Origin of the sequence: Vreelandella azerica (assembly GCF_013112225.1) — a bacterium.
Taxonomy (GTDB): Bacteria; Pseudomonadota; Gammaproteobacteria; order Pseudomonadales; family Halomonadaceae; genus Vreelandella; species Vreelandella azerica.
The window spans coordinates 1-25682 of sequence record NZ_JABFHI010000011.1; the positions used below are offsets into that span (position 1 = coordinate 1).

The 25682-nt window shown below is 53.3% G+C and carries 19 protein-coding genes and 1 pseudogene; 1 reads left to right on the forward strand and 19 read right to left on the reverse strand.

All coding sequences use genetic code 11. The features are described 5' to 3' along the window. From HLB35_RS15595 to HLB35_RS15665, 16 genes and pseudogenes are all read right to left on the reverse strand, one after another. Nucleotides 1-3906, reverse strand: a 3906-nt coding sequence (locus HLB35_RS15595; protein WP_171703280.1) for a hypothetical protein, incomplete at its 3' end; no start/stop codon positions are given. Beyond that, complete coding sequence (locus HLB35_RS15600) at nucleotides 3900-4271, reverse strand: hypothetical protein (RefSeq protein WP_171703281.1); 372 nt, start codon at nucleotides 4269-4271, stop codon at nucleotides 3900-3902. The genes HLB35_RS15600 and HLB35_RS15595, both read right to left, overlap by 7 nt. Before the next feature lie 28 nt (nucleotides 4272-4299). Then, nucleotides 4300-9171: a beta strand repeat-containing protein gene (locus HLB35_RS15605; RefSeq protein WP_171703282.1), complete on the reverse strand. Its 4872-nt coding sequence runs from the start codon at nucleotides 9169-9171 to the stop codon at nucleotides 4300-4302. Next, nucleotides 9128-9658 (reverse strand): hypothetical protein, encoded by a 531-nt coding sequence (locus HLB35_RS15610; protein WP_171703283.1) that lies wholly within the window; start codon nucleotides 9656-9658, stop codon nucleotides 9128-9130. Before HLB35_RS15610 ends, HLB35_RS15605 begins: the two co-directional genes overlap by 44 nt. After that, nucleotides 9619-11109: a hypothetical protein gene (locus HLB35_RS17975; protein WP_171703284.1), complete on the reverse strand. Its 1491-nt coding sequence runs from the start codon at nucleotides 11107-11109 to the stop codon at nucleotides 9619-9621. Before HLB35_RS17975 ends, HLB35_RS15610 begins: the two co-directional genes overlap by 40 nt. Next, entirely contained in the window at nucleotides 11055-11351 is a 297-nt protein-coding gene (locus tag HLB35_RS15620; protein WP_171703285.1) for a hypothetical protein, read from the reverse strand. Before HLB35_RS15620 ends, HLB35_RS17975 begins: the two co-directional genes overlap by 55 nt. 8 nt (nucleotides 11352-11359) lie before the next feature. After that, nucleotides 11360-11869: a hypothetical protein gene (locus HLB35_RS15625; protein ID WP_171703286.1), complete on the reverse strand. Its 510-nt coding sequence runs from the start codon at nucleotides 11867-11869 to the stop codon at nucleotides 11360-11362. Between the two features lie 194 nt (nucleotides 11870-12063). Further along, nucleotides 12064-12936 (reverse strand): hypothetical protein, encoded by an 873-nt coding sequence (locus HLB35_RS15630; RefSeq protein WP_171703287.1) that lies wholly within the window; start codon nucleotides 12934-12936, stop codon nucleotides 12064-12066. Nucleotides 12937-13076: 140 nt separating this feature from the next. Then, on the reverse strand, nucleotides 13077-15347 hold the full coding sequence (locus HLB35_RS18630) for a calcium-binding protein (RefSeq protein WP_171703288.1): 2271 nt from the start codon (nucleotides 15345-15347) through the stop codon (nucleotides 13077-13079). 110 nt (nucleotides 15348-15457) lie between these two features. After that, nucleotides 15458-15832, reverse strand: a complete 375-nt coding sequence (locus HLB35_RS15640; RefSeq protein ID WP_171703289.1) for a calcium-binding protein — start codon at nucleotides 15830-15832, stop codon at nucleotides 15458-15460. 92 nt (nucleotides 15833-15924) lie between these two features. Continuing rightward, complete coding sequence (locus tag HLB35_RS15645) at nucleotides 15925-16506, reverse strand: LEPR-XLL domain-containing protein (protein WP_171703290.1); 582 nt, start codon at nucleotides 16504-16506, stop codon at nucleotides 15925-15927. Between the two features lie 157 nt (nucleotides 16507-16663). Next, nucleotides 16664-17461, reverse strand: coding sequence for a SapC family protein (locus tag HLB35_RS15650; protein WP_171703291.1), 798 nt, complete (start codon nucleotides 17459-17461; stop codon nucleotides 16664-16666). A 99-nt stretch (nucleotides 17462-17560) separates the two neighbouring features. Further along, on the reverse strand, nucleotides 17561-18496 hold the full coding sequence (locus tag HLB35_RS15655) for a hypothetical protein (RefSeq protein ID WP_171703292.1): 936 nt from the start codon (nucleotides 18494-18496) through the stop codon (nucleotides 17561-17563). Then, nucleotides 18468-18980, reverse strand: a complete 513-nt coding sequence (locus HLB35_RS17710) for a TolC family protein (RefSeq protein WP_235937288.1) — start codon at nucleotides 18978-18980, stop codon at nucleotides 18468-18470. The genes HLB35_RS15655 and HLB35_RS17710 overlap by 29 nt, the downstream gene beginning before the upstream one ends. An 8-nt stretch (nucleotides 18981-18988) precedes the next feature. Further along, nucleotides 18989-19846: a TolC family protein gene (locus HLB35_RS17715; RefSeq protein ID WP_235937282.1), complete on the reverse strand. Its 858-nt coding sequence runs from the start codon at nucleotides 19844-19846 to the stop codon at nucleotides 18989-18991. Nucleotides 19847-20234: 388 nt separating this feature from the next. Next, nucleotides 20235-21285 (reverse strand): annotated as a pseudogene (locus HLB35_RS15665) (IS256 family transposase); the annotation flags it as partial. A 730-nt stretch (nucleotides 21286-22015) separates the two neighbouring features. Between HLB35_RS15665 and HLB35_RS15670 the strand changes: the two are divergent. Beyond that, nucleotides 22016-22825, forward strand: coding sequence for a helix-turn-helix transcriptional regulator (locus HLB35_RS15670; protein ID WP_235937283.1), 810 nt, complete (start codon nucleotides 22016-22018; stop codon nucleotides 22823-22825). 65 nt (nucleotides 22826-22890) lie between these two features. Here the strand turns inward: HLB35_RS15670 and HLB35_RS15675 are convergent. The 3 genes from HLB35_RS15675 to HLB35_RS16690 form a co-directional block, all read right to left on the reverse strand. Beyond that, a protein-coding gene (locus HLB35_RS15675) for an IS3 family transposase (RefSeq protein WP_171702020.1) occupies nucleotides 22891-24023 on the reverse strand; the annotation gives its coding sequence in 2 pieces (ribosomal slippage) (nucleotides 22891-23753 and nucleotides 23753-24023; 1134 coding nt in all). A gap of 248 nt (nucleotides 24024-24271) precedes the next feature. Beyond that, nucleotides 24272-24478, reverse strand: a complete 207-nt coding sequence (locus HLB35_RS16685) for a hypothetical protein (RefSeq protein WP_216601601.1) — start codon at nucleotides 24476-24478, stop codon at nucleotides 24272-24274. Further along, nucleotides 24475-25239 (reverse strand): hypothetical protein, encoded by a 765-nt coding sequence (locus tag HLB35_RS16690; RefSeq protein WP_216601602.1) that lies wholly within the window; start codon nucleotides 25237-25239, stop codon nucleotides 24475-24477. The genes HLB35_RS16685 and HLB35_RS16690 overlap by 4 nt, the downstream gene beginning before the upstream one ends. Between the last annotated feature and the right edge of the window lie 443 nt (nucleotides 25240-25682).

A 25682-nucleotide genomic window follows, 5' to 3' on the forward strand; every position in this document is an offset into this window, starting at 1 on the left:
CCCCGAGCCAACGGGCAACAGCCGATTGGATAGTGTTTGTGTGTTTTTCGAACTTTCATCGGGTGGGTCAGAAGATAATGCATCAATACCAATCCAGCTTGATGTCCGTAGTTTGTACTCTGTGCTTGTTTCTTCGACTTGCGCCACTTCAAATGCATAGCGACGATTTTCAGCAATCGCATACGTAAAGTCGCCGTTAACCAGGGCTTGCTGGGAGAGTGTACCTTGATCGAAGTTACTGGCATTCTCACTCCGTCCGCTATGGACAACCTCAAACTGTCCACCGCTATTGCGTTGGATAATGACTTGATCCAGCTGGTCGCCTAACGATGTATCACGTCCATCAGCACCCGACCAGAGTGCTCGGTCAGTAATACTCAGTGAACCATTCCCAGGGGTGGATACATCTAAATCTGCCAAGGAAATTGCAAAACGTGAGCGGTTATCGACGTTGATATCGCCATAACCTGCAAACACATCGATTTTTCCGTTGCCTGTATTAATTAAGTGCCCATCAATCGTGATATCACCACCGCCAATCACGGCATCCTGCACTTCAATCTGCATGGTGTCTGGATTAAAGCCCATATTGACGCCGCTTCGATTACTGGCATCCCCGAGTCTAAACGTACTGCCTACGCCGCGGTTAAGCTGTCGCTCAATAAAGGCTTCGTCGCTTTCGGTAATTTGAATATCGTACTCGCCAACACCGCTAACCATACGGCCGTTCAAGTTGATAACATCGGCCTGGATGTTAATACGACGCGCCTGGGTTGGCGTGGACTGACTGATGTCCTCAAGCGCTTCAAACATCTCCTCAGCGCGATTCACGTCATCGTACTGGCGCTTCATTCTCTCCCAGAAATTTTGCATAAAGAACGGCTGTTCTTCTATAAACTCCTCGGTTATGGGATTATCGGTGTCAGCATCAAACGTCCAGTTCCTTGTAAACTCCTTCATCGTTAAGTAAGGCGCTTCGCCTAACGTAAAGCGAGACACTCCGCCGATATTGATTGAGTCTTGAGCAGAAAGAACTAAGTCACCAACATTAATCGACGCAGTTTGACCTTGCGTTAATTCGTTGACATCTGTGCTTAGATCAAAGTCACTGCCCGCAAAAATAGTAGCTTTTGCAAGCGGCGCATAAATAGCGCCACGAACTGCAATACTAGGTGAAATAGTGTCTCGCTCAAACCCCTCTCTAACCAGACTATTGCGATCAGTTTCCGAGTTTTCCAGGCCCAACGACGTCGCAAGGGTAGAAAGTTCAGCATCAGGGTTAGCATAGGTGTTAGCGATCGTGATTGTTGCGTCGTCTTCCGCGCCGGATGCCCCCGTATAGCCAAAGGCCACATCTTTTAGGATGACATCAGCGCCATGCCACAACAGCATATTTAGAACCGCTAGGTCTTCTACATCAGGCTCTCTATTAAGATCTTTGATATCTGAGTCGTTTTCAATTTGCAAACCGTTATAGAAAAAGCCGGATGCACCATCATCAATCGTAATGTTGTTTACTACAATCCAGGCCGGTGTCTTGTTCACGATGGTGACATCGGAACCACGCGGAGCAATAAAGTCGCCGCTACCACCCAGATAATCAGCAAAAATATCAATACGACCGGCCGTAGCATCAATATCATCAAGTACAATTTCTACGATACCCGGGTCATTGACGGCACCACTCTCGGCATCGATAAAGCCTTGCTCTTCAAGGCGAGATTCAATACGCGATACTTCGTCACTGAGACTGGAAATGACCTCGTCTGAGCCGACACCACGGTACTCAGCCAAGCGTGCTTTAGCTTCTCTCCACTCCTCAAACAGGTTGGTCTCAACATTGGCAAGACGGAGCGTGAAGCCGATATCGTTAAACTGATCCCAGGCGACAAAAATATCTTCCAGAGGGCGATCAGCATCATCGAGCTCTTCAATGGACAGTCCGTCGGCAAGATCAATCACCAGACGCTGTACACGCTCTCGGCCAGTTTCCAGAAGGCCATTAATCGTGACAATGCCATTCGAGGAAGCCGTGCTGTTACCTGACTGAGCTTCTGTGCCACCCAGCGCTGAGTTGATGCCGCCCAGTGCGGCATTAACCCAGTTGACTGCCTTTGCCCGAGCCAGCATTGCCGCACCGTCAAAGTCCTCAGCCAATATGGTGATATCACCAAGGCTGGACACATAGGCGTCCTGCTTGACGGTGATTAGATTATTGCGCTGCAAGATAGCTTGAGCGTCGACAACATCAATCGGTGCTAGACTGCCTGACAACGTATCAACCGTCGATACCACACGATAAGCATCCCCTATGCGGTTACTATCGCGCCCTGCCAGGAGCCAGGTATTCCCACGCGCCTCTGCTGTCGCTGACTCTGAAAGCGTCACGCTATTGACGGGTGTTAGATATGCTTCTGATGTTCCTGCCGTTACCGTTACCGCACCATAGGCATCCAGGAATAGAGCGATCGCAATATTGGCCTGCGTATTGGCCGCTAAATAAAGGTCACGTCGTGCATCCAGCTGAGCAGCACCGACGGTCACCGATGCTTCAACATCCTGTCCATTAAACGATGATGTCGCGCCGGTACCCGCCAGCAGCCCGCCTGCCAAAATCGAGGATTGATCGCGAATATCGAGGTTATTAAAGGCACGCAGATTGATATCGCCGCTGCCATCCGACGCATTAAACTCACCGCGAGCGGTTAACTGAGCATTGTCGTGCACTGTCACTGCAGTCGTTATTGACAGCGTAATATCAGAGCCGAGACCTGCGCCAGAAACAAGGCCGTAAGCTTCCCCCTGTATATTGTAGCTGTCACCGGAGTCCCGCTGGACGACGTCACGTTTGAACACCTCGGTGGTAGCGCGTGCAGTGATGGCATCAGCATCCAAGAGCGCATTTTCACCAATGAGAACTTGGGTGTCTGGATTCAATGCATAACTTGCCTTGGCACCAGCGCCCGACAACAGGCCTGCTCCCAAGGCCCACAAAGTCCCATCTACATCCAGCGTCTGATGTGCCAGGAGGTCTAGCGTTTCGTCCGTATTAAACGCCACGATATCAGCAGACTCGCCAACCTGGGTGCGCACACTGTTTTCGCTGTAAAGAGATACTTCAACGCCAGCCCCGCTGGCCAAGCCACCCGCAATAGCCTGGGTATTCAGACGCGCCACCTGCTCAGTCACCGACCGAACGGACAACACCTGATCGGCCTCGCTGGATTCACCCACGTAGCCACGCGCCATATCAATACGTACATTATCGCCAATGCTTGCCAAGGTATCGGTCGTTTGGTTAAGGCGCGCAATGGCAACCCCCACCACAACGCCACCACCAGCATAACTTCCCATGTCAGCATCAACACGACTTTGCTGGCGGGCATCAACCGTCAGCCACACATCCTGGCGTGGCAAATCTGCCAGTGTCAGCGAGTCCGCATTGTTAATATCAGGGACAGACCAGCCTTCCCATAGTGATTCGTCCAAGCCATCGGCATTGGCCTCATCTCTGAGCTTTTGTAAACGCTGGACCTGAAATGCTGGAAGTGCCTGTAAAGTAATCGCAGCCGACGCACCAATTTCGGCGATAACACGCGTACGGTCGATAATATCAAGTGCCGATGCTGATATTCCGATCACCGCACCACTGGCACCCGTTCCTTCACTACTAACACTGCTATTGTTGTGTTCGTCACGTGAGAGAGCTGCCTGCACACCCAGCGTTTCAGCGGTTATCTCAAGACCTTTAGCATCAACTTGACGATCATTAGTAATGGTGCCCAGGGCCGCCATGATATCTGCATCAAGCGTAATCTCGGTCACCGTGACATCAACGCCCGCACCACCCGCTGACACACCGACAGTGTCAGTCACTATGACCGGTGTTTGGGTCGCATTCAGCAACACATTGCCTGCCAATACTTGCGTACCGCTGCCAATGAAGGCGTCGACACTATTTTCAAGTGTGGCGGTAACTTCAACGCCAGCGCCCCTACGATACCGCCGCCAACAGCGAGCGCATAAAGGTCGATATTATCGTTGGATGAAGCTGTCAGGCTGACATTATCAATAATTGATGAGAGTGCTCCTGCGTTACCAGCAGAGCCGACATCGCTGGCATTGCCAATCATGACGTCTTCGCCGATATAGGCGCGAGTTGAGCCCGTCAGCTCAACAGTAACAACCGACACACCCGCCCCTACAATGCCAATCGCACCGCCTGCTGCTTCAAGTGCATAGTGGCGATTTGCGTTGGCCATAATGTCCAAGTGGCTCGCCTCAGCAATCTGAGCACCATCATCTACGGACGCAATTTGCTGCGTGGCATCCCAGAGAAGAGCAACTTGTCCGGATGCACCCAGGCCAAGTGCCAGCTGACCACCGTAAGCCCCTGGCTTGCGCGGGCATCATAGTCACTTGCCACACGGATCTGATCGCCGGCGCGCAATACCGCTTCGCTAGCAACCGTTGCCGTCGTCGCGGTCGAGTTATCCAGGGTGAGACAGACGCCCCGACAGCACCGAGTAAGGCCCCACCACCGGAACCGACAATCACGTCAACGTCCAGCGTTTCCCTGGCAGACACATCGATATCACCGCCTGCCGTTAGCGTCGCATTGCGACCAACGTTGGCACCCACATCACCAACGGTGATATCACCCTCAACCTGGTTGGTTCTAGGGAGTTCTGGACGCAGGTTGTTATTAAGCAGACCGTTATTGACACGATCGCGTGAAGATTGCGTATCGGCGTTGGGGTTCTCGATTTCGCTGCCGACCGGCGCGTTAATAGCACCCGAGTCATCACTCTGCTCAACCCGCACATCGTCGACGTCTTCCTGGCGCTCGTTGTTTAGCTGATAATCAGCCGCGTTACCAAAGGTGTCATTAAACAATTGGCTAAGATCATCATCCTCATCCATGAAGGTGTCACGGGTACCATCACGTAACCCTTGACCAAGACTAAGAACAGAAATGGAGCCAGTCAGCGCCGCGCCCACCGAGACGGAAAAACCCATCACCAGTGATGTCAAATCACGCTCTAAGTGGGCATCAATGTTAATTTGATTACCTGCCTCAAGCGTTGTATTGTCGCCAACAGTGGCGTAAACCGTTTCTCGCAGCACCATGACATCAACGGACGCTCCAGCACCTGCCACGCCACCCGCACTGAGGGTGCCGATAAAGTTTGCCGCGAACTCATCCCATGGGTTGATGATCGTTCGGTTAACGGCCGTGATGTTAATATCGCCATCAGCTTTTAAAGTGCTGTTAGCAACAACGTGACCATCGGTATCCAGTAAGTCCCCTACAAATGCACTGGCTGAAGCGTCAGACGTGAGGACAGAGACGGTACCCGCTACCGCCGCAAGTCCATCAAGAGAGACGGTGCCCATTGTGACTTCAACAGCCGCGCGCTGATCTGCAGCAACGGTGATATCACCCTTAGCTGTTAGCGCTGCGCCGTGCACTTCGGCCGTCGTGTCTGGACTAATTAACCCGACTGACAATGAAGCACCAAGACTGGCGGACAGGCCTGCGGCTGCAGTCCCGACAATATACGTTAATAGCGTTTCGCTTTTGGACTGGACCAGAATGTTGTCAGCATCGACAGAGATCCCCATGATGCGCGCCGACGTCGAAGAAGAGACGTCAAGGGCACTGGCTGAGCCCGCCACTGACACCAACCCGATGCTGACACCCACGACATACGTTTCAAGACGCACGTCGCTCTGCGCATCAACCCGCACATCGCCATCAGCACTGATGATACCGCTGCGATTGCCCACAACCTCAGCCAGTGTCCGGTGTGAAGCAAGCGACGTATCAATCGCCGCGGCCCCCGCAAAAATACCGCCAGCAAGCGTACCGCCACCGCTATCGGCCTGGGTGGCATGGAGTGCACGCACGGTGACATCCTGACCGGAAGAGATATGCGCATTTTCAACACGGGCATTCGTGGAGCCGGCCAACGAATCAACGGACAGATTGGCGCCAAGGCCTACGGCACCACCACCAGCCGAAACAGCATAGTGGGTGTAACGCAGTCGGCTGGTCGCTAATACGGCTACACCACGCCCGGACTCCGTCTCATACGCATCGTCATCGCTGTCCCAAGCAGAGAAAATATCAACAGTGCTGCCGTTGCCTTCTGCGCGCACTCTGACATTATCTGAAACGGTCGCCGAGGTATCAGACCCCATCAGATTGACACCGACGGCAATGCCGCCAGCCACCAGGCCTGCCGACACGGTACCTGCAATCACAAAGTTACGGTCGTTGCTGTTGGCATGAACCAGCACATGGCCATCGGCTACGATATCGTAGGCGCTTGCATCGCTACTGCGCCCCTTGATGTAAGCATCAACCGTATTGCCACCCACCGTTGCCGCCGAGTTGGCAGCGGCACTGACAAAGGTACCGAAACTAACACCGCCCACCACGTTCATCGTAATAGCCGATGCATCAGCGGTCACAATGATGCTACCGCCGTCTTCTGCCGTCAGCGCTGATTCTTTAACGCCAGCACTAATGGTATTGGTAATGTCGTTGAGCGAAACGGTTACACCGACACTGCCCCCATAAACGGCAACGCTTAGCTGGACAGCACCTGAAATAATCGTGCTGGTGTCCTGGGCATTAACCACAATGTCGCCGCCGCGCGCTGTCAACTTAGAGCCCGTTACCTCAGCTTCTACGTCTTTTGTTGTGAAGTTAAGCGCAACAGAGCCAACCATACTCGCATAAACAGAGACCGACGCGCCTACGGTGTAGGAGCTGATCGCCGAGTCAGAGATGGCCTGTACTTCAATGTTGGTGGCCGTGACGGCAGCATCGTCGATACGCGCACGCACCACATTGGTGTCATCATCGCCACTGCTGCCTGGATTACCGCCAATATAGTTGTAGGCCATATAACCCAGTGCTGACACAGCACCGGATGCACCGGCGGCAATGGTAAAGGCGTTCATGCCTAAACGGTCTTCAGCCTTAACCGACACATCGCCTTGATAAGCTTTAACCGTTGCGCCTTCAATGACAGCTTCCGCCGTGCTTCGCATCCAGTTAAGCGATAGCGCACCAGCAATTGCCACCTGGCCCGACCCAGCACCACTAATGGCCGCAGTGAATATCTGGTCACCTGCTTGAGTGGGCGTGGGGAGGCCTGGAGCGTCATCGGTATCTACCAAGCCGACACTCTCTAGCACGCTAAGCGGTGTCTTATCGTCATCTTCGTCTGCGATATCGGCATCAGGGTCGGTGTTATCGACGTCAGCCTGGGCAAGGTCACGCTCATTAATGCCTTCGTACACGCCCTCGGTGATACGACGCATCAACGCATCGACCACCACATCACCCTCCGTAGCAGTCACAGAGGTGGCGGCTCCCCTGATAGAGGCCCTCACCGCCGTATTGATATCCGTCGTTGCGGATGCCCCCGCCAGGCCAACGGTGCCTGACCCATTGGCAGAGCCCGCTATATTGATCGAAATCGGGGCGAGCCCTGCCGTCACCTGGACAGAACGCCCCGTCACATCGGCACCATCGCTAATATCGGCCACCACCTGATGGCGCACGAAATTAATACCGATAGATCCAGAGAGCGCCACGGTGCCTGCAGCGGCACCACCGGCCGTCAGGTTAGCTAGAATACTTTCAGCCTGTGCATCAACCGTAATATCGCCCCCGGCAACAAGCTCTGCGCCCTCAATAACAGCTGCGACCTCGCCAGCAACAAACTCGCGCTCGTTATTATCTTGCACGTTAGTAATGAGCAGGTCTTGAGAAGTGTCGATGTCATCTTCAGACTGCAGGCTGCGCGACGGGTTAGTCGGGTCTCCCCCAATGTAGTTAAACGCAATCGCCGCACCGCCAGCCACCGTACCGGCACCAGCGACTGCAAACGCGACGTTAATAACGGCAGACTGATCCTTCGCGACAACCGTGATGTCACCACCAGCGTTAAGGCGTGTGGATTGACCCGATACCTCGGCGCGCACCGAACTTCTTAACCAGTTTAAGCCGACTGCGCCAGATCCTGCGACGGTGCCTGCCCCGGCACCTGCAAAGCTAATATTGATAACACCTGCAGACAGATCAAAATCATCAGAACGAGCGGCTAAACCGGCATCAGACGCGTCATCTGCATCGCTTGAACCCACGCCGTACTCTTTAAGATCCACATCGATACCCAGCTGGCGCAGGCTAAGTATCGGCTGGCTCTCTTCTGACAGACCAGCGAAGACATTGATATCACTCGCTGTGGTTAACACAGCGTCATCCGCTACTCTCGCAATTACCGCATTATCAAGAATAGTGGTACTCAAACTGCCGCCGCCAGCGACCGTACTAGCACCCGCAGCACCAAAGGCGATGACCGCAACACGCGTTATATCTTGGGCTTGAACATCAATATCATCATCAACAGACACCTCTGCGCCGCCGCCAATTTCAGCAAGCGTCTGCCCCGCAATGGTCGAAATTGTCACCGCACCGGCAAAACCGCCTTTACCAGCTGCCGCAGCACCAAAACCAACAGAGAACACCAGGGTGTCAGAAATAGACGACACATTAAGCGCGTTTGCATTAATGGTTCCGCCATTCACGAGCGCCGCTTGATCAAAGATCACAAAGTTGGCGGCTAAGCTGCCCGCCACACCAGCTTTAGCCCCACCGGCAACGGCGCCTGCGTAGGAGAGCACTACGGCCTGGTTGTAGGCGCTGATCGCTACCTCACCAGACGTCTGCTCAATGCGAGACCGCGTCAGATTCGCGTTAATTTCGTTGACGATGATATTGCCAGACACACTTCCACTGCCGCCTACCGCAGAGCTGACGCCCACACCAACGGCGGCTGAACGGATGAGACCACGCGCTGAGGCATCAATCGTTACACTCTCCGCTTGGTTGATACGAGTATCCGCCAAACGAGCCTCGGTGCTGTTGGTCAGCGTATTAATACCAATGGCCACACCAAAGCCGGCTTTACTGCCAAAACCTAAAGCCCCTGCAAGGCTCCATACACTGGCAGAATCCGTAGCGATGATGTGGACATCAGCCTCATCGCCAGCGTTAAGACTCAGGTTGCTGTGCTCCAGGGCTGCCAAGGTCGTATTGTTAACAATGTTAACCCCGACCGTACCTGCAATGCCGGCACCTTTGCCCCCCACCAATCCCCAGGGACGCGGCCACCGAGATAATTAAGGCATCGCTATCCGCCTCAACACTAATACCATCAGCCTCAAAAGCCACACCAGAACTATCACCCACTTTCCTAGCGAGTGCAGTCACCTCATGCTCAATGTAGCTGACAGCCGCAGAAGCCCCGACACCCGCCATACCGCTGGCGGCAACAGCCCCAGAGATCAAGATGGTGTTGGCAGCGTCTTGTGACTGAACATTCAAGTGCCCGGCGCTGCCAGAACGAATGTTCAGCAGTCGTGCGTCAACGGTACGTGTTGATACTAATGCACTGGCGGAGCCAGCAACCCCAGCGCCTTTTGCGCCTTTTGCTATCGCAATGGCAGCCGCCCCCAGGACACTCCAGCCTTCGCGCTGAGCGCTAATGGCCACATCATCACTTTGCCAGTGATGAATATCCGCAACGCCTGCTTGTGTCACACCGCTTTGCACAGCAATGGTGGCTGCCCCGGCCACGGCCACGCTTTTTGGCTTAACGAGATCGCGGCACCGCCGGCAAACATGCCCATTTGGGTAGCGTCGTTGGCGGCGACATCTACACGCCCGTTAACGTCCATGGTGTCAAGGCCGCGTATCGTTGCAACGGTATTATCGTCACCGACATGGACCACGACCGAACCCGAGAGACCCACGCCTATTTTCGAGCTGCTGCTTGACGAGCTTCCTGAGCCACTGTCTAAGTTGCCCTGCAACTGGCCAATAACGCTATTGTAGTTGGCTTGATTATTGGGCCACTTACCGGGGTCATCCTGGGCTGGCTGAGTGGAAGAGCTGCTGCTGGCGTCTGATTTTGACTTGCCTGCAACGCTACCCGCCACGGCCAAGTCGATCACCACACCACTGTTTGTCGATGCAACTAATGCATCTCCGTCCACCACAATAGACCCCTGAAGGCCAGAGAGGGGGCTGTCATCCCAAGGCCCGCTAACCTCACGTCCTATCATGGCACGGGTGTCGCGCTCTAACACGCTAACCCCGGCCGATGCGCCAACAGCTGCTTTACCACCGGTATTAAAACTACCGGTGAGGTTTATCATGTAAGACGCATCATTAGCGCTAACGCGCAGCGCTGGGCTGCTGCTATCGTCACTATCAACAGTGCCGCTACCCACGCGAATATAGCTATTATCAGCAATCCACGCCTGAGTACTATTTTGGATGACATTAGCAACAGCCGAGGCGTTAAACGCAACTTTCTGCGATTTGCCACCGGACGAGCCAACACCTAGCAAAATGGACTGATGGTCAGCACTCACATCAAGGCTATCCGCCATCAAGACAACGTCAGACTCAATTTCAGCGTGCGTTTGGCTGCCTAGAATATTCGCCGTAAAGGCAGCACCAATGGCAACGGAATCCGCTTGTGTGGCAAGAAAATTATTGCCGATCTCTTTAGGGCTGAATTTGTCTTTACTAAATGACTCCTTCCAGCGCTCAAGGTTGAAGCTACCCGGTGCGGAAATACCGGGCAGCTTGATGTTACCCACGGCGCTTAGCGCGTCGTTTTGTGAACTGGCCGTCACGCTAACCGACCGGCCGCTATCCACGTCGATATTCGTGACGCTATCAGCACCCTCTACATTAATGCGTGCGCCTTCGCGAATGCGCGCATCGCTGGTTTGATCCAGCACAAACACCGTTCCCGCACCGGCTAATGCCAGCTTCTCACCAGATGCCGTAGCCATCGTCCAGGTATCAAAGCTGCCGTTAAGGCCAAAATTACTGGAGAAGTAACCTGAAATCGTGTTGATCAGCGCTGGAATTTGCTGTTCTAGCGGCGTCCCTAAGCTTTCCCAGCGGTCAGGGTTGTCAAAGTCTTCATCGGCCAGGTCAATAAGCGTATTGTTATCCCCTAAGAATTCATACACATGGCCCGGATCACCGCCCACCGTATGATCATCGGCCACGATGGCTTTATCGCCTTTATCAATGCGTTTTTACCATCGTCGCTGCTATAGTCGCTGCCATCTTCTGCATTCACCAAGTCAATAATACTGGTAACCAGGTTCGCACCAAATACGCTGGTGAGGTCCAGGGCATTAGTGCTTTGGGCATCGACATGGATGGCACGGTTGTCCCGGCTATCGTCCATTCCTGCGTCCAGGTCGACATTGCCTTCAATCGTGGCATGTGCCTGATTATCCAGCACGCTGACGCTCACCGCCCCAGAGATAGCAACGGTGGCGGTTTGATCTTCTTTTGATTTTTGATTCTTCTCGTCTTTTTATCTTTCGCGCTGCCATCGGCAGTGGCGCTGCTGTCTGACTTTTTAGTTAGGCGCTTCTTAATCAGCTTGGTCAGCTCATTGTCGCTTTCCTTGCCTGCCTCGCCATCTTTGGCCGCAGAGCCCGATGCACTCACGTTGGGCCGATGCTGGCTTAACGACGTTACTTCAACCGCACCACCTGCGATAATTTGTGAACGCACCGTTGTCGCATTGCCGTCTCGGTCCAAGCCATCTTTCAGGCCCAAGCGTGCCTCTGCAACGTTAATGTCTACCATCACCGCAATACCTGCGGCAAGATCAAGCTTTTCGCCGTCATCGTCCCCGCCGAACGATAGCTTTTTCGCCAGCTTGTCCAGTTTCAGTTTTTCGCCCAGCTGGCCAGCAAAACCGCCCACTTTCTCTTTCACCGGATCAAGCAACGTCAGCGGTGACTTGGCCAAGTCCTCCCCACTGCTGGCAATACCGTCAATCACGCTGCCCGGTGTCGGCTTAGCGGTTCCGGCAGAGGCAGATACGCCGTTCGCTGAAGTCGGTAGGAAAATAAAACGTGAGCCGCTGATGCCCTCACGGTGGGTGCTGGCATTTACCTTAATATCACCACCGGCAGTAACGTTACCCGCCAGCTGCGCTTCAGTCAGGCCGTTTTCAACGGCAACGGCAATCGCGACACCCACTTTGCCTTTTTGGCACCCGATGTTGCAGAGACAGCGCCTCTATCAATAGTACTGGCATCGACAATCACGTCGCGCCCTGCCGTGATCTTGGCATCCTCCCACACCATGGCCCGCGACTCTGTGTTCAGCACCGTGACCGCCGCAGAGCCTGCAAAGCCTTTAACGCCGGATGGCTTGGCCGTCGCTGCCTGCGTGGTAGAAACTCGCGTCTGAATCACCACATCATCGCTCGCGTGAAGCGTGCCGTGGACATTGATATTGGCATACGTGGTCAATACACCCACCGATACACCAATACCGTAGGCCTTGGTCGGCTCCATAGCGGCAGTGAGTTCGATTTCATTATCGATCCGTATATCACCGGTCGCGTTGAGTTTAGCCTCTTTGCCAATTTCAATATCAGCGCTGGCAAGCAAGACAGAAATACTGCCAAATAGCGAAAGCCCTTCCAGGAACCCCACGGCGGCATCGATCCCACTATTGACCGTGGCATTGCCACTGTCTAAGCGAATAAGCGACCGGTCAGGGTCAATGATGCGCGCATCGATAACAATATTGCCCGCCTTAAGCTCCGCCTCTTCAATCACGATACTGAGATCAAAAAGCCCAACATCCACAAAGCCATTCGCCGGGCCGCTGTTTAAAAAGCCCATTGGTCGGGCATTCAGAGCCAGCTGGCCATCTTCTGAGCCACCCTGAGTATTGAGTTCTGCCGCCTCACCCACATAAATAGCCGCCGCCTCAACGGTCAAGTCACCACCGTCGGTGACAATGTCACCACCCTCAATGCGCACGGCATCACCGGTTAAGAGTAGATCATTACTCGTGGTCATCAACGACACATTTTGTAACGTCAGCACGCCGTCTGACGCTAAGGTGATTGCCTGGTCAATCTCAAGCGTTTCATCTTTTAGCGTGACATCATCGGTCCAGGCGTATATTAGGTCGGCCGACCCACTAACATTGATAGCATTCAGTCCACCAAGCGAGGGCGCATCAACGTTGCCAGAGAACGCACGTATTTGATTGTTTTTCGCTCCGGCGTGGTAGTAATCGACACCGCATCGGTGTCAAGGCCGTCGGTGGTGACATCAACACGCGTATGAGTATCGTCGCTCTGTGCTGCCATCAACGAGCCGCCCACATGAGTGACCATATGGACAAGGTGCCCATTAAAATCGGCGGCATCGATATCAGCGCCGGTGGGGTCTCCGATGACCGTTAGCGTCACGTTATGGACGTTGGCAATATCAGCGGTGATACGCTGATCATCCGTAATCTTGTCGTCTTCGTCGGTCTCTACGTTGTTGAAATCATACGTCAGCAACGTATCGCTTAGCTGCATATCACCGGCATAGAACGCCGTGAGCGTATTCTCACCGCCGTGCCCGTCAATCGTATGTGCATGGGCGTGGTTGACCTGGAACCGGTCGTTACCCTGGCTGCCGGTGGCTGTTAGCGCCGCATCAGCCACCATGACCACACTCACGCCGCTGGCGACGAGCCGCTCGCTCTGCCACGTATCACCAGAGGCGTTACTTAATGGCATGCCCAACGCGTAAAATAGCCCGTTTAGCGCTGCTTGCTGATCAGCATTACCCAGGGCATTAAGGGTTAAATCATCTATCGCGGTGACGCTAATACGCCCTGAGGACGCGTCAAACGTTGCGTCAACATCATCAAGGTTATTGAGCTGATTCACTACGTCTTCAAGCTGGCGCGCGCCGCTAAACGAGATGGCTTGCTGGCCACCGTTGCCTACCTGAACGCCCAATCGCAGCGGGCTAATCAGCTGACCTTCATCATTGATGCTACCGCCCTTCTCCTCCTCGGCAATCAGAGTATCAAGAGCCGCTTCACTGACTAAATCCACTAAGCGCGTCGAAAGCGATGCGCCGTGGTACTCGCTTGCATCAATGGAAAGCGCACCACCATCGTCAGCGCTATTAATAGAGACACGCTCAATATTCTGGAAGGAGGACGTGACCGTAGCGTCACTTGCCGTAATGCTGAACTCACTGCCTTTTAGATCAACCTCTGAGGTATCGCTTGAAAGGTTCAAGATCAGGTGGTCGGTGCCCGTTCCGCCTGTCACCGTATTAACCCCTTGGCCAGCAATAATGCGGTTATCACCGGCTAAGGCGTTAAAGGTGTTATCCCCCTGGCTGCCAATAAAGATATCGTTGCCACCACTACCTTCGAAATACACCTCGCCTGTAAAGTCGCTGGCATCCAGGCGTACGTCGCCTGCCTGTACTGCCTGGAGCAGACCGCCCTGAATATTGGTTAGGTTATCGACCCCAAAACGGCGCGCCTGCTCGCGCTGCGCCTGCACACTCAATGCGCTTTGTGAAGCCGCTGCCGCCCCTAGCGTAAACAGCTCTTTGCTGGCATTGCCCTCAGCATCGGCGGCCATAAAGTCGCCGATAAAGCGTACCACCCACGACACATTGCCCTGCTCAGACAGCTCGCGATCTACCTGAACATTGCCCTGCCCAATACCGTCGAGCTGCTCTAGCGCGTACTGCACTTCCAGCACTTCGGCATCGGCCGCCAGTGCAACGTTGTCGAAAGCATCACCCTCACCGTAGAAAAAGCGCACCTGTTCATCTTGGCTACCGCTCCAGGTAAGCCGAACAATCTCTTCCTGGTCGCCACGCACTAAGTTGCTATCGCTTAGCGTTAAGCGGTGTGCGGTTTGGCCAAATACCTGATTCGTGCCGTCGCCGCCGTCAAGGGTGTTATTACCGCGGCCACCGGTTAAAACGTCATTACCTGCCCCGCCGATAAGCTCATCATTGCCGCTGCCGCCCACCAGCAGGCTGTCATCTTGGCTGGCTCTAAGCGTGTTGTTACCAGCTACCCCTTCCAGGCGCACGCTGCCTGCGAAATCTGAGGCGTCTAACGTGTTATCACTGGCACCGCCAATCAGCAGGGCCGTTTGCATGTTTGAAAAGCTGTAAAGCACTTGCCCAGACACGGCTAGTGTGTCTTCGCCAAGCACCATGTTCTGGTCGGCTTCTAGCTGCAGCAGGTTGCCTTCGTCATCAAAACCACCGCCATCAAGCGTGCCGCTACCATTGGGCGACAGTACAAACAGGTCATCACTTGTGCTACCAATGGCCGTGACATCTTGACCCTGAATTTGGAACGTCACGCTGCCAAGACCGTAGCCACTGGCATCCAGCGTGATATTTTGGCTATCCGCCCCAGCGCCTAGGATAATTTCAGAGGGTGGCGTCACAAAGTGCAGCAGGGTGGTTTCATCACTGCTGTTGCTATCACCGAGAACAACCTCCGCACCCTCTTCATCGCTATTGAGCCGGAGAACAGCACCATCATGATTGCGCTCAATTAAAAGGCATCATCACCCTCTGTTTCGCTTACAAAGGTGTCGGTGCCGCCGGTGTTAATCAATAAATTATCGCCAGCCCCACCTATCAGCTTGTCATCACCGCCGCCGCCTTGCAGGATGTCGTTACCTGATAACCCGCGCAGCGTAATGCCCGCATCATCGGCAATGAGCACATCGTCAGCGTTGGAACCTTCCAGCGTGCCAAAGCCCGATGCGCTGCCTAAGGCGGTGGCCGTGCCTAACGATAGATCGACTTCAACACCTTCAAAATAGGTGGCAAAGCTCAAGGTGTTCTCGTGGCGACCTTCGAGCACTCTCACGCCATCAAAGGTAATGCCTTCACGCTCTTCTGGATCATCATCATAACTACCCACCAGTACCAGCGATTGATCAAAAACAGAAAATGTCGCCGCCGCATTAAGGCTACTTAACGTATGTTGGCCGGTACTTTCCGCGAGCTCGACATCTAATACACTTGAAAACGACAGCCAGCTATCTCGCTTGCCGCTCTCCTCGTCAGTATCGACACGCCAATCTCCATCTTGGCTGCCTTGATCAATAATGCGGTCGTTGCCCTCGCCTGCCTGAAAATCAATCGTGACGCCGCCCGCATCACTAATGTCCAGCGTCTCGTCGCCTTCTCCCCGAGAAAGACAAACGTAATGTCGTTTAAATCGCTCGCGTGATCGCCGAGCAGCAACGACAGATTAGTTTTAATATCGCCGTTGTCGTCCGCCTTTAACGTAACCCTTCCCTCCTCACGCGCTTCATCAGTCTGAAATTTTTCAACCAGCTCATCGCCATCGTCGGTGAGCTGCATAACCATCAGATGCTGCTCGCCTTCCTCTTCGGCCACGCGCAGTTCAAAATCACCACCGCCTTCCAACGCCGCCGTGAACGGGTCTGCCGACAAGAGCATACGCTGCTCTAAGCCCTCAAAAATAAAGCGGGACTTCTTTGCGTAAGCACGCCGCGTTTTATCACGGCGTGACAAACGGCCAACTAGGGCAGAAAGCATTTTACGCGTTGGCTGAAACGGGCGGTTCATGGCAAAACTCCTACTGAATGTGCCACTGTTTAACGGGGGTTAACAGTGACCTTGCACGTGCACACTTAACTAAGCGTTCAGTCTCCCTATGGTCAGGACATCTAAGATCAGACGTCGAGGCTTGATACTTGCATAGGGGGTATAACAAACAGCCTAGTTAGTGAACTGAGTCGGACTCGCTGGGCATACCTTCATCTGCTGGGTCACCTTTAGACTGCGCATCAACATGCTCGCCACCTGCCGACAATCGGTTTAGGCGATTAAAGTTGCGCATTGACTGCAAGTGGATATACAGCAGCTCTAGCTCGTCAGTCGCCAGCATTTTTTGCAGCGCTTGCTCGTCTAATCCTTTGAGCTTTTCACGATTAACCGCTTTAAAGCCCGTCAAGGTCCGCGGGCTACCTTCAGTCTGCCGAACTTGCGCTTGAACGTCCTCTAAGATATCGAGCTCCACTAGGTGCTTACCGAAAGCACGCGTGCGCTGAAAATGTGCTTGATAGTCCTGCAGGAAGCTTAAAACACGCTCCAGGTACTGCGTCTGCTCACCCTCAGCATCAAAGAATCGTTCACCGCGACCATCGGTGTTTAAACCCTCATACGCCTCATCCACACATAACGTAAACGTATCGCCCGACTCGCTAGAGGCAAACACAAACGGGTAACGGCGGAAAAATGCCGGTACATACTCACCCCGCCACTGACCCTCGGCATCTACAAGATAGTTTTCATCTTGCTGTAGACCCAAAACCACCACGGGTAACACACTGCCGTCCTCTGAAGCGGTGAATACAATGGGCAGATCGGTGGCCGCCGAAGGAAATTCAGCCGCCATCAGCGGAACAGAATTCACATTACTGGCGAAACGAAAATCACGGCTAACTTTTAAGTAGCGCTCTTTATGTTTATCGCGCGTGATCGGCTGAATGTCGCGATAAATGAGCAGCTGAGTAGACATATACATTTCTCCTAATAGTGCGTTATTAAGTGCTGGTGTATTGCTTAATCGTTAAGCATTGCCCGGGCGATGCAGTGTTGGAGAAAGGGGCGCGCACCGCTATAACGGTGTGCGAACCTTTCCGCCGTAATAAAAGGTTATAAATGGCTGCGCATGCTGATCCACGCCCAGCGACACATTGCTTAACCCCTGATCACCGTGACCTGCTAGCCACTGCCTTAGCTCGTCACGTTCAGCACTATGCCATTCACGCGCTAGCGCGAAAATAGGCGCTGCTACATCGCCAAGCCGTGGCGAAAAATGATGCAAATGTAAATTTATTGAGGCGCGCTGTGTGCGTTCACTCTTTTCAGCCATGTGACTCGTCGTAAAAGGGGCACGCTCAGTGACGTCAACGGTGATTGGCGGCCATGGCGTTTGCTTGAGCGCTGCTAAGATTTCCAGCTGCTCCAGTGTGTCTTCTATTACCGGGGGCAGCTTTGCGAGCTCACGTTGAATTAATTGCCAAGCGTGCTTTACATCTGGCGCCATTACATAGTCGGTCACACGAGCAGGCTGGTGCGCTTGCCACTTCCATGCGCTGTAAAGCACAAGGGGCTGCGTTGGGTTGTGGTGGCGCAATTGAGAAAGTGAGTGCTCCCAATACACTTTATAGGTCTGCCCTTCTTGGCCTACTAACAAGTAGTGAGGGGCTGCTTTTCTAACGACACCTGGAACAGACAGCAGGCGCATGAACGCATACTCATCCTCTACACACATACCGAGTGCTTGCAACATCAGTGGCAAACGAGATTCCCATTGCGGTAGTGTCAGTGCGTTAACATCAATACCAAAGAGACACCGATCGCTCCGCCATTGCCCAGGCTGAAACTTAGCAGAGGGCTCTACAAGATAAGGGGCGCCAAGATCCTTAACCCGTGCTTCTAGGTCGACAACCACACTACTGGCTACCATGTTCGGCGATGCATACGCTGACGCGTGCTGCTCGGCAGCACCGCTTGACGTTTTAATAAAAGATGTTTGAGATATTGACATGCTCACTCATCCTTTCGTCGATATCACGTAGGTCATCAACGTTAATGACTCCTGTGGCACGCTTAAGGCGCAATACGTTAATCAAGTAATCGTACCGCGCAGCTGCCAATTCGCTGCGTGCGAAAAACAAGTCTCTTTCTGCATCTAATAGATCACGCAGCGGGACAATGCCCGTCTCAACACTCAACCGCCGAGACTCAACTACTTGTTCGCTGGCCTCTAACGAGCGGCGCAAAGAGAATTCACGCGCCTTTGCTGAGAGAATACTCTGGTAGCTTGAACGTACTTCACGGCGCAGTTCACGCATCACGCCTTCTAACCGAGACCGGCTAGCTTTCAGAAGGCTCACGTTCTCACGTACTTCTGAGGAGGTTCGACCACCGCTATACACGGGCACATTCAATCGCAGGGTTATTTCTTGTGTTTCAACTTCACTACCACCGCCAAATAACGAGCCGTCGGTATCATCAAAATCATAGTTCAGCTGTAAATCTAAAGTAGGAAAGTGCCCCCTCGCCGCACATCAATGGAACGATTAACCACCTCGGTAGCCAGCTCAGCGGCCCTAAGCTGAGGGCTCCGCTCAAGGGCAAGCGATTCCCAAGCCTCTTGTGAGTCGGGATCAGGACGTGAAAGCTGCAAATCGCTGCCCAGCAGCACCAGCTGTTGCGGCGGCGTCCCGGTCATTTCAGCCAACGCCTCTATAGCATCGCGAAGTGCATTCTGAACTTCAAGTTCACGCGCTCTTACTTGTTCTAAGCGTGCCTGAGCATCTAGCATGTCTTCTGAACGTGCCAGACCATCTTCAAAGCGCGCCAACACTTCTTGATAGTTCGCCTCAACAGACTCTTTCTCCGCCTGAAGATAGGAGAGATTTTCATAGATCGACAGGGCATTGAAGTAGCGCTCAGCAACGCGATACAGCAAATTTTGGCGCACTACTTCTAGCTCTGAGGCAGCTTGACGAATTTCTTCTTGTGCCTGAGAAAAAGACGCCCAGCGCGAGTAGTCATAAACAGACTGTGAAATCGACGCACCATAGCGCGTAGACGGATATGAAACGGAGCCAGAGTCGAAGCTTTGGTTATCCGATTGTCGTATATTTTGGTAGGTTTGAGACTGGTTTGCCGTAACAGACACCTGAGGTAAGAGCGCAGAGCGCGCCTGATAATAGAGCTCATCGGTTGCTTGCTTACCGTAGAACTGCTCTTGAAAGATAGGGTCATTGTCTTTCGCCAACTGGTAGATATCTAACAAGCCACCATGGGCTTGCTCTGCCGTCACGCCAGTAACCATCAACAAACCGGCGAAGATGCTGATCACTGAATGTATGTATTGCGAATGAAACATGGTGCCCCCTGCTCGGTGCTATTTATTCTTTGTACATGGACAGCTTTGTTCACCAGCCTATGCGCGCCACCTCTCTATCCATTACCAGCCTTTGATTGCTAAGCTCAACGTAAGCGTCTGGTATCACAACGAAAAACAACGGCTCGATCACATAGCTAGTATGAAAGTACCTAGTTGGCTTCAGTAATTTATGATTCATACTAGCATTAACATCTTAATGATGACTTCCACTCAGAGCTACCGAACTGATAATAGGGCTGCCAATGGCCTCAGTCATATTTTGTGAATTGATCGACCAATGGTTCAGACAGTTTCATGACGCAATAGCACCGTAGGAGTTATCGTCAAGGTAAAGTGGTTAGCACAACATCAGTGTCTTACTGAGCGTCTATGCCCGTTTAATTTTGCACAGGCACTTAACAGCCAGTTCCAGCTTTTTGAACCCCTTGATAAGATTCCAACGTTTCTCGGCGCTCTGGAGCAGTTTGAAGACCATCACCAGGGTCGTACACCGAGAGCCGCAGCTTCGGCTGCCTTGTGTCCTCAGGCGAACCGTGGCGAAAGCCGATTCGATCGGGTTGGTGGTGCGGATATGCACCCAGTGTTCTGCCGGAAAATCATAAAATGCCAGCAGCTCGTCCCGATCCTTGGCCAGGCAATCCATTGCCTGAGGGTACTTGGCGCCAAAGCGTTTGAGCATACGGTCGAAGACCAGATAGGCGGCTTCCCGTGTCTCGGCCATCCAGATTTCATGCAGGTCGGCCTTAACCTTGGGCTGCACTGATTTGGGTAACTTGTTCAGTATATTGGCGGTTTTATGAACCCAGCAGCGTTGGTGCGCTGTCGCTGGGTAAACCTTGCTCACCGCCTACCAGAAGCCCAGCGCACCGTCACCAATCGCCAACTTGGGTGCGTCGGTCAAGCCACCCTCTCGCACCCCGTCAGCAGCTCAGTCCAACTGGCCTCCGACTCACGGTGGCCATCCTCGACGGCAACAAGCTCCTTGCGCCCATGCTCGGTGACACCGATGATCACCAGCAGGCATAGGCGGTCATTCAGGCGTACATTGCTATAGACGCCATCAGCCCACCAGTACACGTAGCGGCGGTCTGCCAGCGACACCAGGCTTGGTGTTCATCAAGCCACTGGGCTTTTAATCACGAGACCGTATTGGCCGATAAGCCCTTGGCCTGGTCACCCAGCAAGGCTGACAACGCTTCCTGGTAGTCGCCAGTGGAGACCCCTTTGAGATAGAGCCAGGGAATCAACTCCTCAACGCTGCGAGCCCGCTTTAGATAAGGCGGCAGTAACGCACTGCTGAAATTGATACCTTCACCGCTACAATCTCGTACCCGAGGCACCTTGACCTCGACGTCGCCAATGCCGGTCTGGACATTGCGCGCTGGCAGGTGGCCATTACGCACGACGGCTTGGCGGCCAGCCGCTCTACTTCCCTCCATATACAAGATCTGAGCTTAACTCGCGCCATAGTGGCACATCTCGTCAAAGTCAGGCCGAGATTTTATACAATTGAAGTCCAGGCCTGTAACGACTGAGGTTACGAAAGTTGACACGGCCACTCAGGTACACCAGCAGAAGAAGCAGGACGAGAAGAAAACGCCGCTGAGGCTTGTTGAGGCTGGACATCTGCTGCAAGACCGTATTGACTATTTCCATGAAAGCCTGTGCTCGGGTCGTGGTGTTGTCGGAGACCTCATTATCTGAGCATCAGGCTTTCTTTAAAACTGTCCGAACCATTGATCGACAAAGGGTTGAAGAACATGGACCGAAACCAACAAAAACGACACAGGTAGCTGTTAAGTGCCTGTGCAAAATTAAACGGGCATAGGTGCTCAGTAAGGTATTGATTTTATGTAGCCTGAGTACACGAAAAATTCTGCATAAGCACTTAGCATTACATTTTTTTGCTATTCATTGGGTGGTCACTAGGGATAGATAAGCGCTATAAATGTCGAGCGAGGCTCCAACAAGTAGCGCTAGGCTCCCTTATATTAAAGGTGTCAACGTTATGGCGTTTATTTCGTTCTCAACGAACCAGTTTGCTCCGGAAGACAGACTAGAGGCGGCTCGGGAAGCCTATAGTGCACTGGCGAACATTGAGCTTTTGCGCCAAAAAAGACAGCTCCTACGATTCATACTCAAGTTCGTTTGCTTCCTGGTGTCTCCATTGCCCATACAACAACATCTTCATTAAAAGCATTACGTGGTACTAGACAGGTAACCGATGGAAATGACGACATTACCTTTTTGATTCACCCTGGCGGCTCCGGTGCTTGGCAATCAAACTTAGAAGCTAGTCCCTCACTTTTGTGCGTCCCAGGCTCAGCACGTGTTGTGATGAACTACCAATCGGGCAGCGTAGAGTTCCAAGGGGACCACGTAGAGTTTTTGAGTGTTGCATTTTCACGTAGTCAATTAATGCCGTTTTTGAAAAACACTAACAACCTTCACGACCATCTTCTACAGCGTAGTGAGACGCTTAATCACATTACACGTATCGCATTAGAGCTTACGCAAAGATCTAACGACATTGATAACGCGGCTACGCTGCAAGTGACGCGTCAGCTGTTTGACCTTGCTAGCCTGACACTCGGAGCAAAGCGAAGCGTTGGCTTTCATGCCAGCCGTAGCAGTTTGAAACAAGCACGCTTTAAAGCGCTTAAAATCGACATTAATACTCACTTTAGGCTTCCATTATCGCTGGATGATTTAGCTTTGCGCCATAAAGTATCGACCAGTTATATCCGCTCGCTATTTAGAGATGAAGGTACTTCCTTTACCAACTATTTATTAGAAAAACGTCTAACCAGCGCCTTCGATGAGCTGGCGTCTCCCTCACTATTCCCACCTCACGTCAAGGAAGTCGCTTATCGATCTGGATTTAACAATCTGTCATGGTTTTATAATGCGTTTAAAGTACGTTTTGGTGTGCCGCCCGGAGAGGTACGTGAACTCTGAGGTGGACCCAATCAGTTGGACAACCTGATGGTATCCCTAAGCTATAATCCGGTTGTTTCCCTGACTCAGGCTGCCAGAGATATGGGTTGCCCGTAGTACACCTCATCGGGCGTTTGGTAATCAAGGGTTTGGTGGTACCGGGTCTGATTGTAATGCCAGAAGTACCGGTGGAGCGCCTGCTTCAAGTGTTGTCCATCCTCGAAAGCGGCAAGGTAAACACACTCGTATTTGACGCTGCGCCAGAGCCGTTCCACGAATATATTGTCATGGTAGCAGCCCTTGCCGTCCATGCTGATCCGGATGCCATGATCTTTGAGAACGTTTGTGAAGGCCTCACTGGTGAACTGGACACCCTGATCGGTATTGAAGATCTCCGGCGCTCCATGGCGCTGTAGAGCCTCCTCCAGGACATCGACACAAAAGTCTGTGTCCATGGTGTTGGAGACCCGCCAGGACAGCACCTTGCGGCTGTACCAGTCGATGATGGCGACCAGATACATGAAGCCCCGGGCCAGCGGAATATAGCTGATATCTGTTGCCCACACCTGGTTGGGGCGGTCGATTTTCAGCCCTTTGAGCAGGTACGGATAAACCTTGTGCCCGTCGCCCGGAATGCTGGTTCTGGGGCGTGGATACACCGCCTGAATGCCCATGGTGCGCATCAGCCTCTGCACCCGCTTCCGATTGACCCGATAGTCCTGGTGCTGCAAATGGGCACGCATCTTGCGAGAGCCATAGTACGGCGTTTCCAGGTGTTGCTGATCAATCAGATACATCAGGTCCAGATCCTCCTGACATGGCTCACGAGGGACGTAGTACACCGATGAGCGGCTCAGCTTGAGCAGCTCGCACTGGCGTGAAAGACTGATTTGGGGATGACCACGCTCGATCATTGCCAACCGCTGTTGGCGGCTTACTGATCGAGCTTGCGCGACAAAAAATCGCGTTCCACCGTCAGTCGACCAATCTCACGGTACAGCTCGTCTGTGCTGGGCTCATCGGATTGCTTGCCGACCTTCTTCTTGCCTTCGAAGAGGTCGGTAGCGTTCTCCAGCAAGTCGCGCTTCCAGGTGCTGACCATGGTGGGGTGGATCTGAAAACGAGCAGCAATTTCGGATGTGGTCTGGTCGCCCTTGATGGCGGCCAGAGCGACTTTGGACTTGAATGATGCGCTGTATTGTTTGCGTTTCTTGCTCATGATTCTCCTCCTTGTGGAGATGATGAATCATAGCTTAGGCACCTGTCCAAATTTTGGGGTCCACTTCACTCGCCCAGTATCGGTTTGGAGGAAGTAGCGATAAACACAACGCCATGGCATTATTTACATGAGTGCGATCAGACACAGCAACCTCGTAGAGTCAGCAAACAAGACTGTTATTGGAAAGAAGTCGCTTTGTTTTGGCAACCTGTGATTGGGTCTCTGCCCCAGCGCTAGGCCAACGATGACTACGCTCCCCAGGTGCCGATATGCCAGCTATGGCAGTGCGCCTCGCTCTGCCAAATCTTATCGTCCCACGGCACCTGTTCGTTGCGGTTGAAAATCACCAGATGCGCTTCATCTGCCTCCACACGGTCAGCGTAGTCGGCGGTCTGTTCCAGCCCCTTAGCCAGCACTGCCTCGCGGCTTTGGTGCTGAAGCTTAAGCTCAATCACCACACGCTGCACCGGGCCGGTAAAACCTTGTGTTTCATCCAGCGGCCACTCGATAAACAGATCCGTGCGCTTGCGCCTAAACCATATTCACGGCTGATCCGCCCGCCACCATTGATAATCCGCTGCAAAAACGCCTGCATCAACAGCTGCGGCCCGGCCTCCTTATACTGAAAACGCTCCAGCCAGCTCTCAGCGTGCTCACGGAAAAACTGCTGGAACCCCGCCAGTAGTTTTGGCATATCCAGCCGATGCTCAGGGGTCAGATACCACGTCTGCTCCTGGTTGGGGATGCGCGTCTGCATGATCCAGGTGAGGTCTCGCGGAATCACTTCGCGATAGATCCGGTTGCTGATACATAGCGACGGTGTGGTCTCGATCAAGCCCAGATCTTCCACATACTGCTGATCGTCCGGCGCGATGTTCTGGATATCCAGGCTCTCCTCGCTGGAGAGCAGCGCGCTCATCACCCGCTGTACCCGCGGCTCGCGCAGTTTATCGGTCAGTTGATCCAGGTGGGTGGCGCGGGATTGAATCAGCTTTTCCCGTGCGCTGCGGTAATCTTCCAGCGTCAATAGACGAGAACGCTCCCGGGCTGGCTTGAAACGCCACGTCAGCTCATACCCCAAAGCATTGACCAGCCACGGCTGGCCACGGGTATCCTCCCACAGTTCAGGGAAAATCCGCGAATCGAAAGGCTGCCCAGTGGCTTCCGTATGTTGGCACCAAAGCTGCTCGCATTCTTCGTACGTAAAACTGCCCATACGCAGGATTCAGCCTTAATGTTGAAAGCGCTGCCACCGGTAATCACCTCGGCACCTTTCTGGTGAAGGCGGTAATCGCGCACATCACGGACGCCACACAGGATAATCGACTGGGGAAACGCCGCCGGGCGCTGGGCATAGCCAGCACGGATCTGGCGCAGCAGAGAAATGAGCGTATCGCCCACTAATGCATCCACTTCGTCCAGAAATAGCACCGTGGGTCTATCCATCAGTGCCACCCACGCCTCCAGCAAACGAGTGAGGAGATCCTGCGGACTGCTTCCCCGTTGGGCGGTAAGCCACCCTTCCAACGGCGCCTCACCAAGATACAGCCGAATAGAACGCACGATGGCGCTACAAACGGCGGGAATTCCTTGCGTCTCATCCCCACGCGCTGCCTGCGCCCCTTCAATGTTGGCGTAAGCGCAGGCGTAATCCCCTGT

Excerpts from the sequence above, each read along its gene's own strand:
- HLB35_RS15655 (WP_171703292.1), bottom strand. The coding sequence starts at position 18,496 with ATGTCAATATCTCAAACATCTTTTATTAAAACGTCAAGCGGTGCTGCC.
- HLB35_RS15650 (WP_171703291.1), bottom strand. The coding sequence starts at position 17,461 with ATGTCTACTCAGCTGCTCATTTATCGCGACATTCAGCCGATCACGCGC.
- HLB35_RS15645 (WP_171703290.1), bottom strand. The coding sequence starts at position 16,506 with ATGAACCGCCCGTTTCAGCCAACGCGTAAAATGCTTTCTGCCCTAGTT.
- HLB35_RS17715 (WP_235937282.1), bottom strand. The coding sequence starts at position 19,846 with ATGTTTCATTCGCAATACATACATTCAGTGATCAGCATCTTCGCCGGT.
- HLB35_RS15630 (WP_171703287.1), bottom strand. The coding sequence starts at position 12,936 with ATGACCACGAGTAATGATCTACTCTTAACCGGTGATGCCGTGCGCATT.
- HLB35_RS16690 (WP_216601602.1), bottom strand. The coding sequence starts at position 25,239 with ATGGGCAGTTTTACGTACGAAGAATGCGAGCAGCTTTGGTGCCAACAT.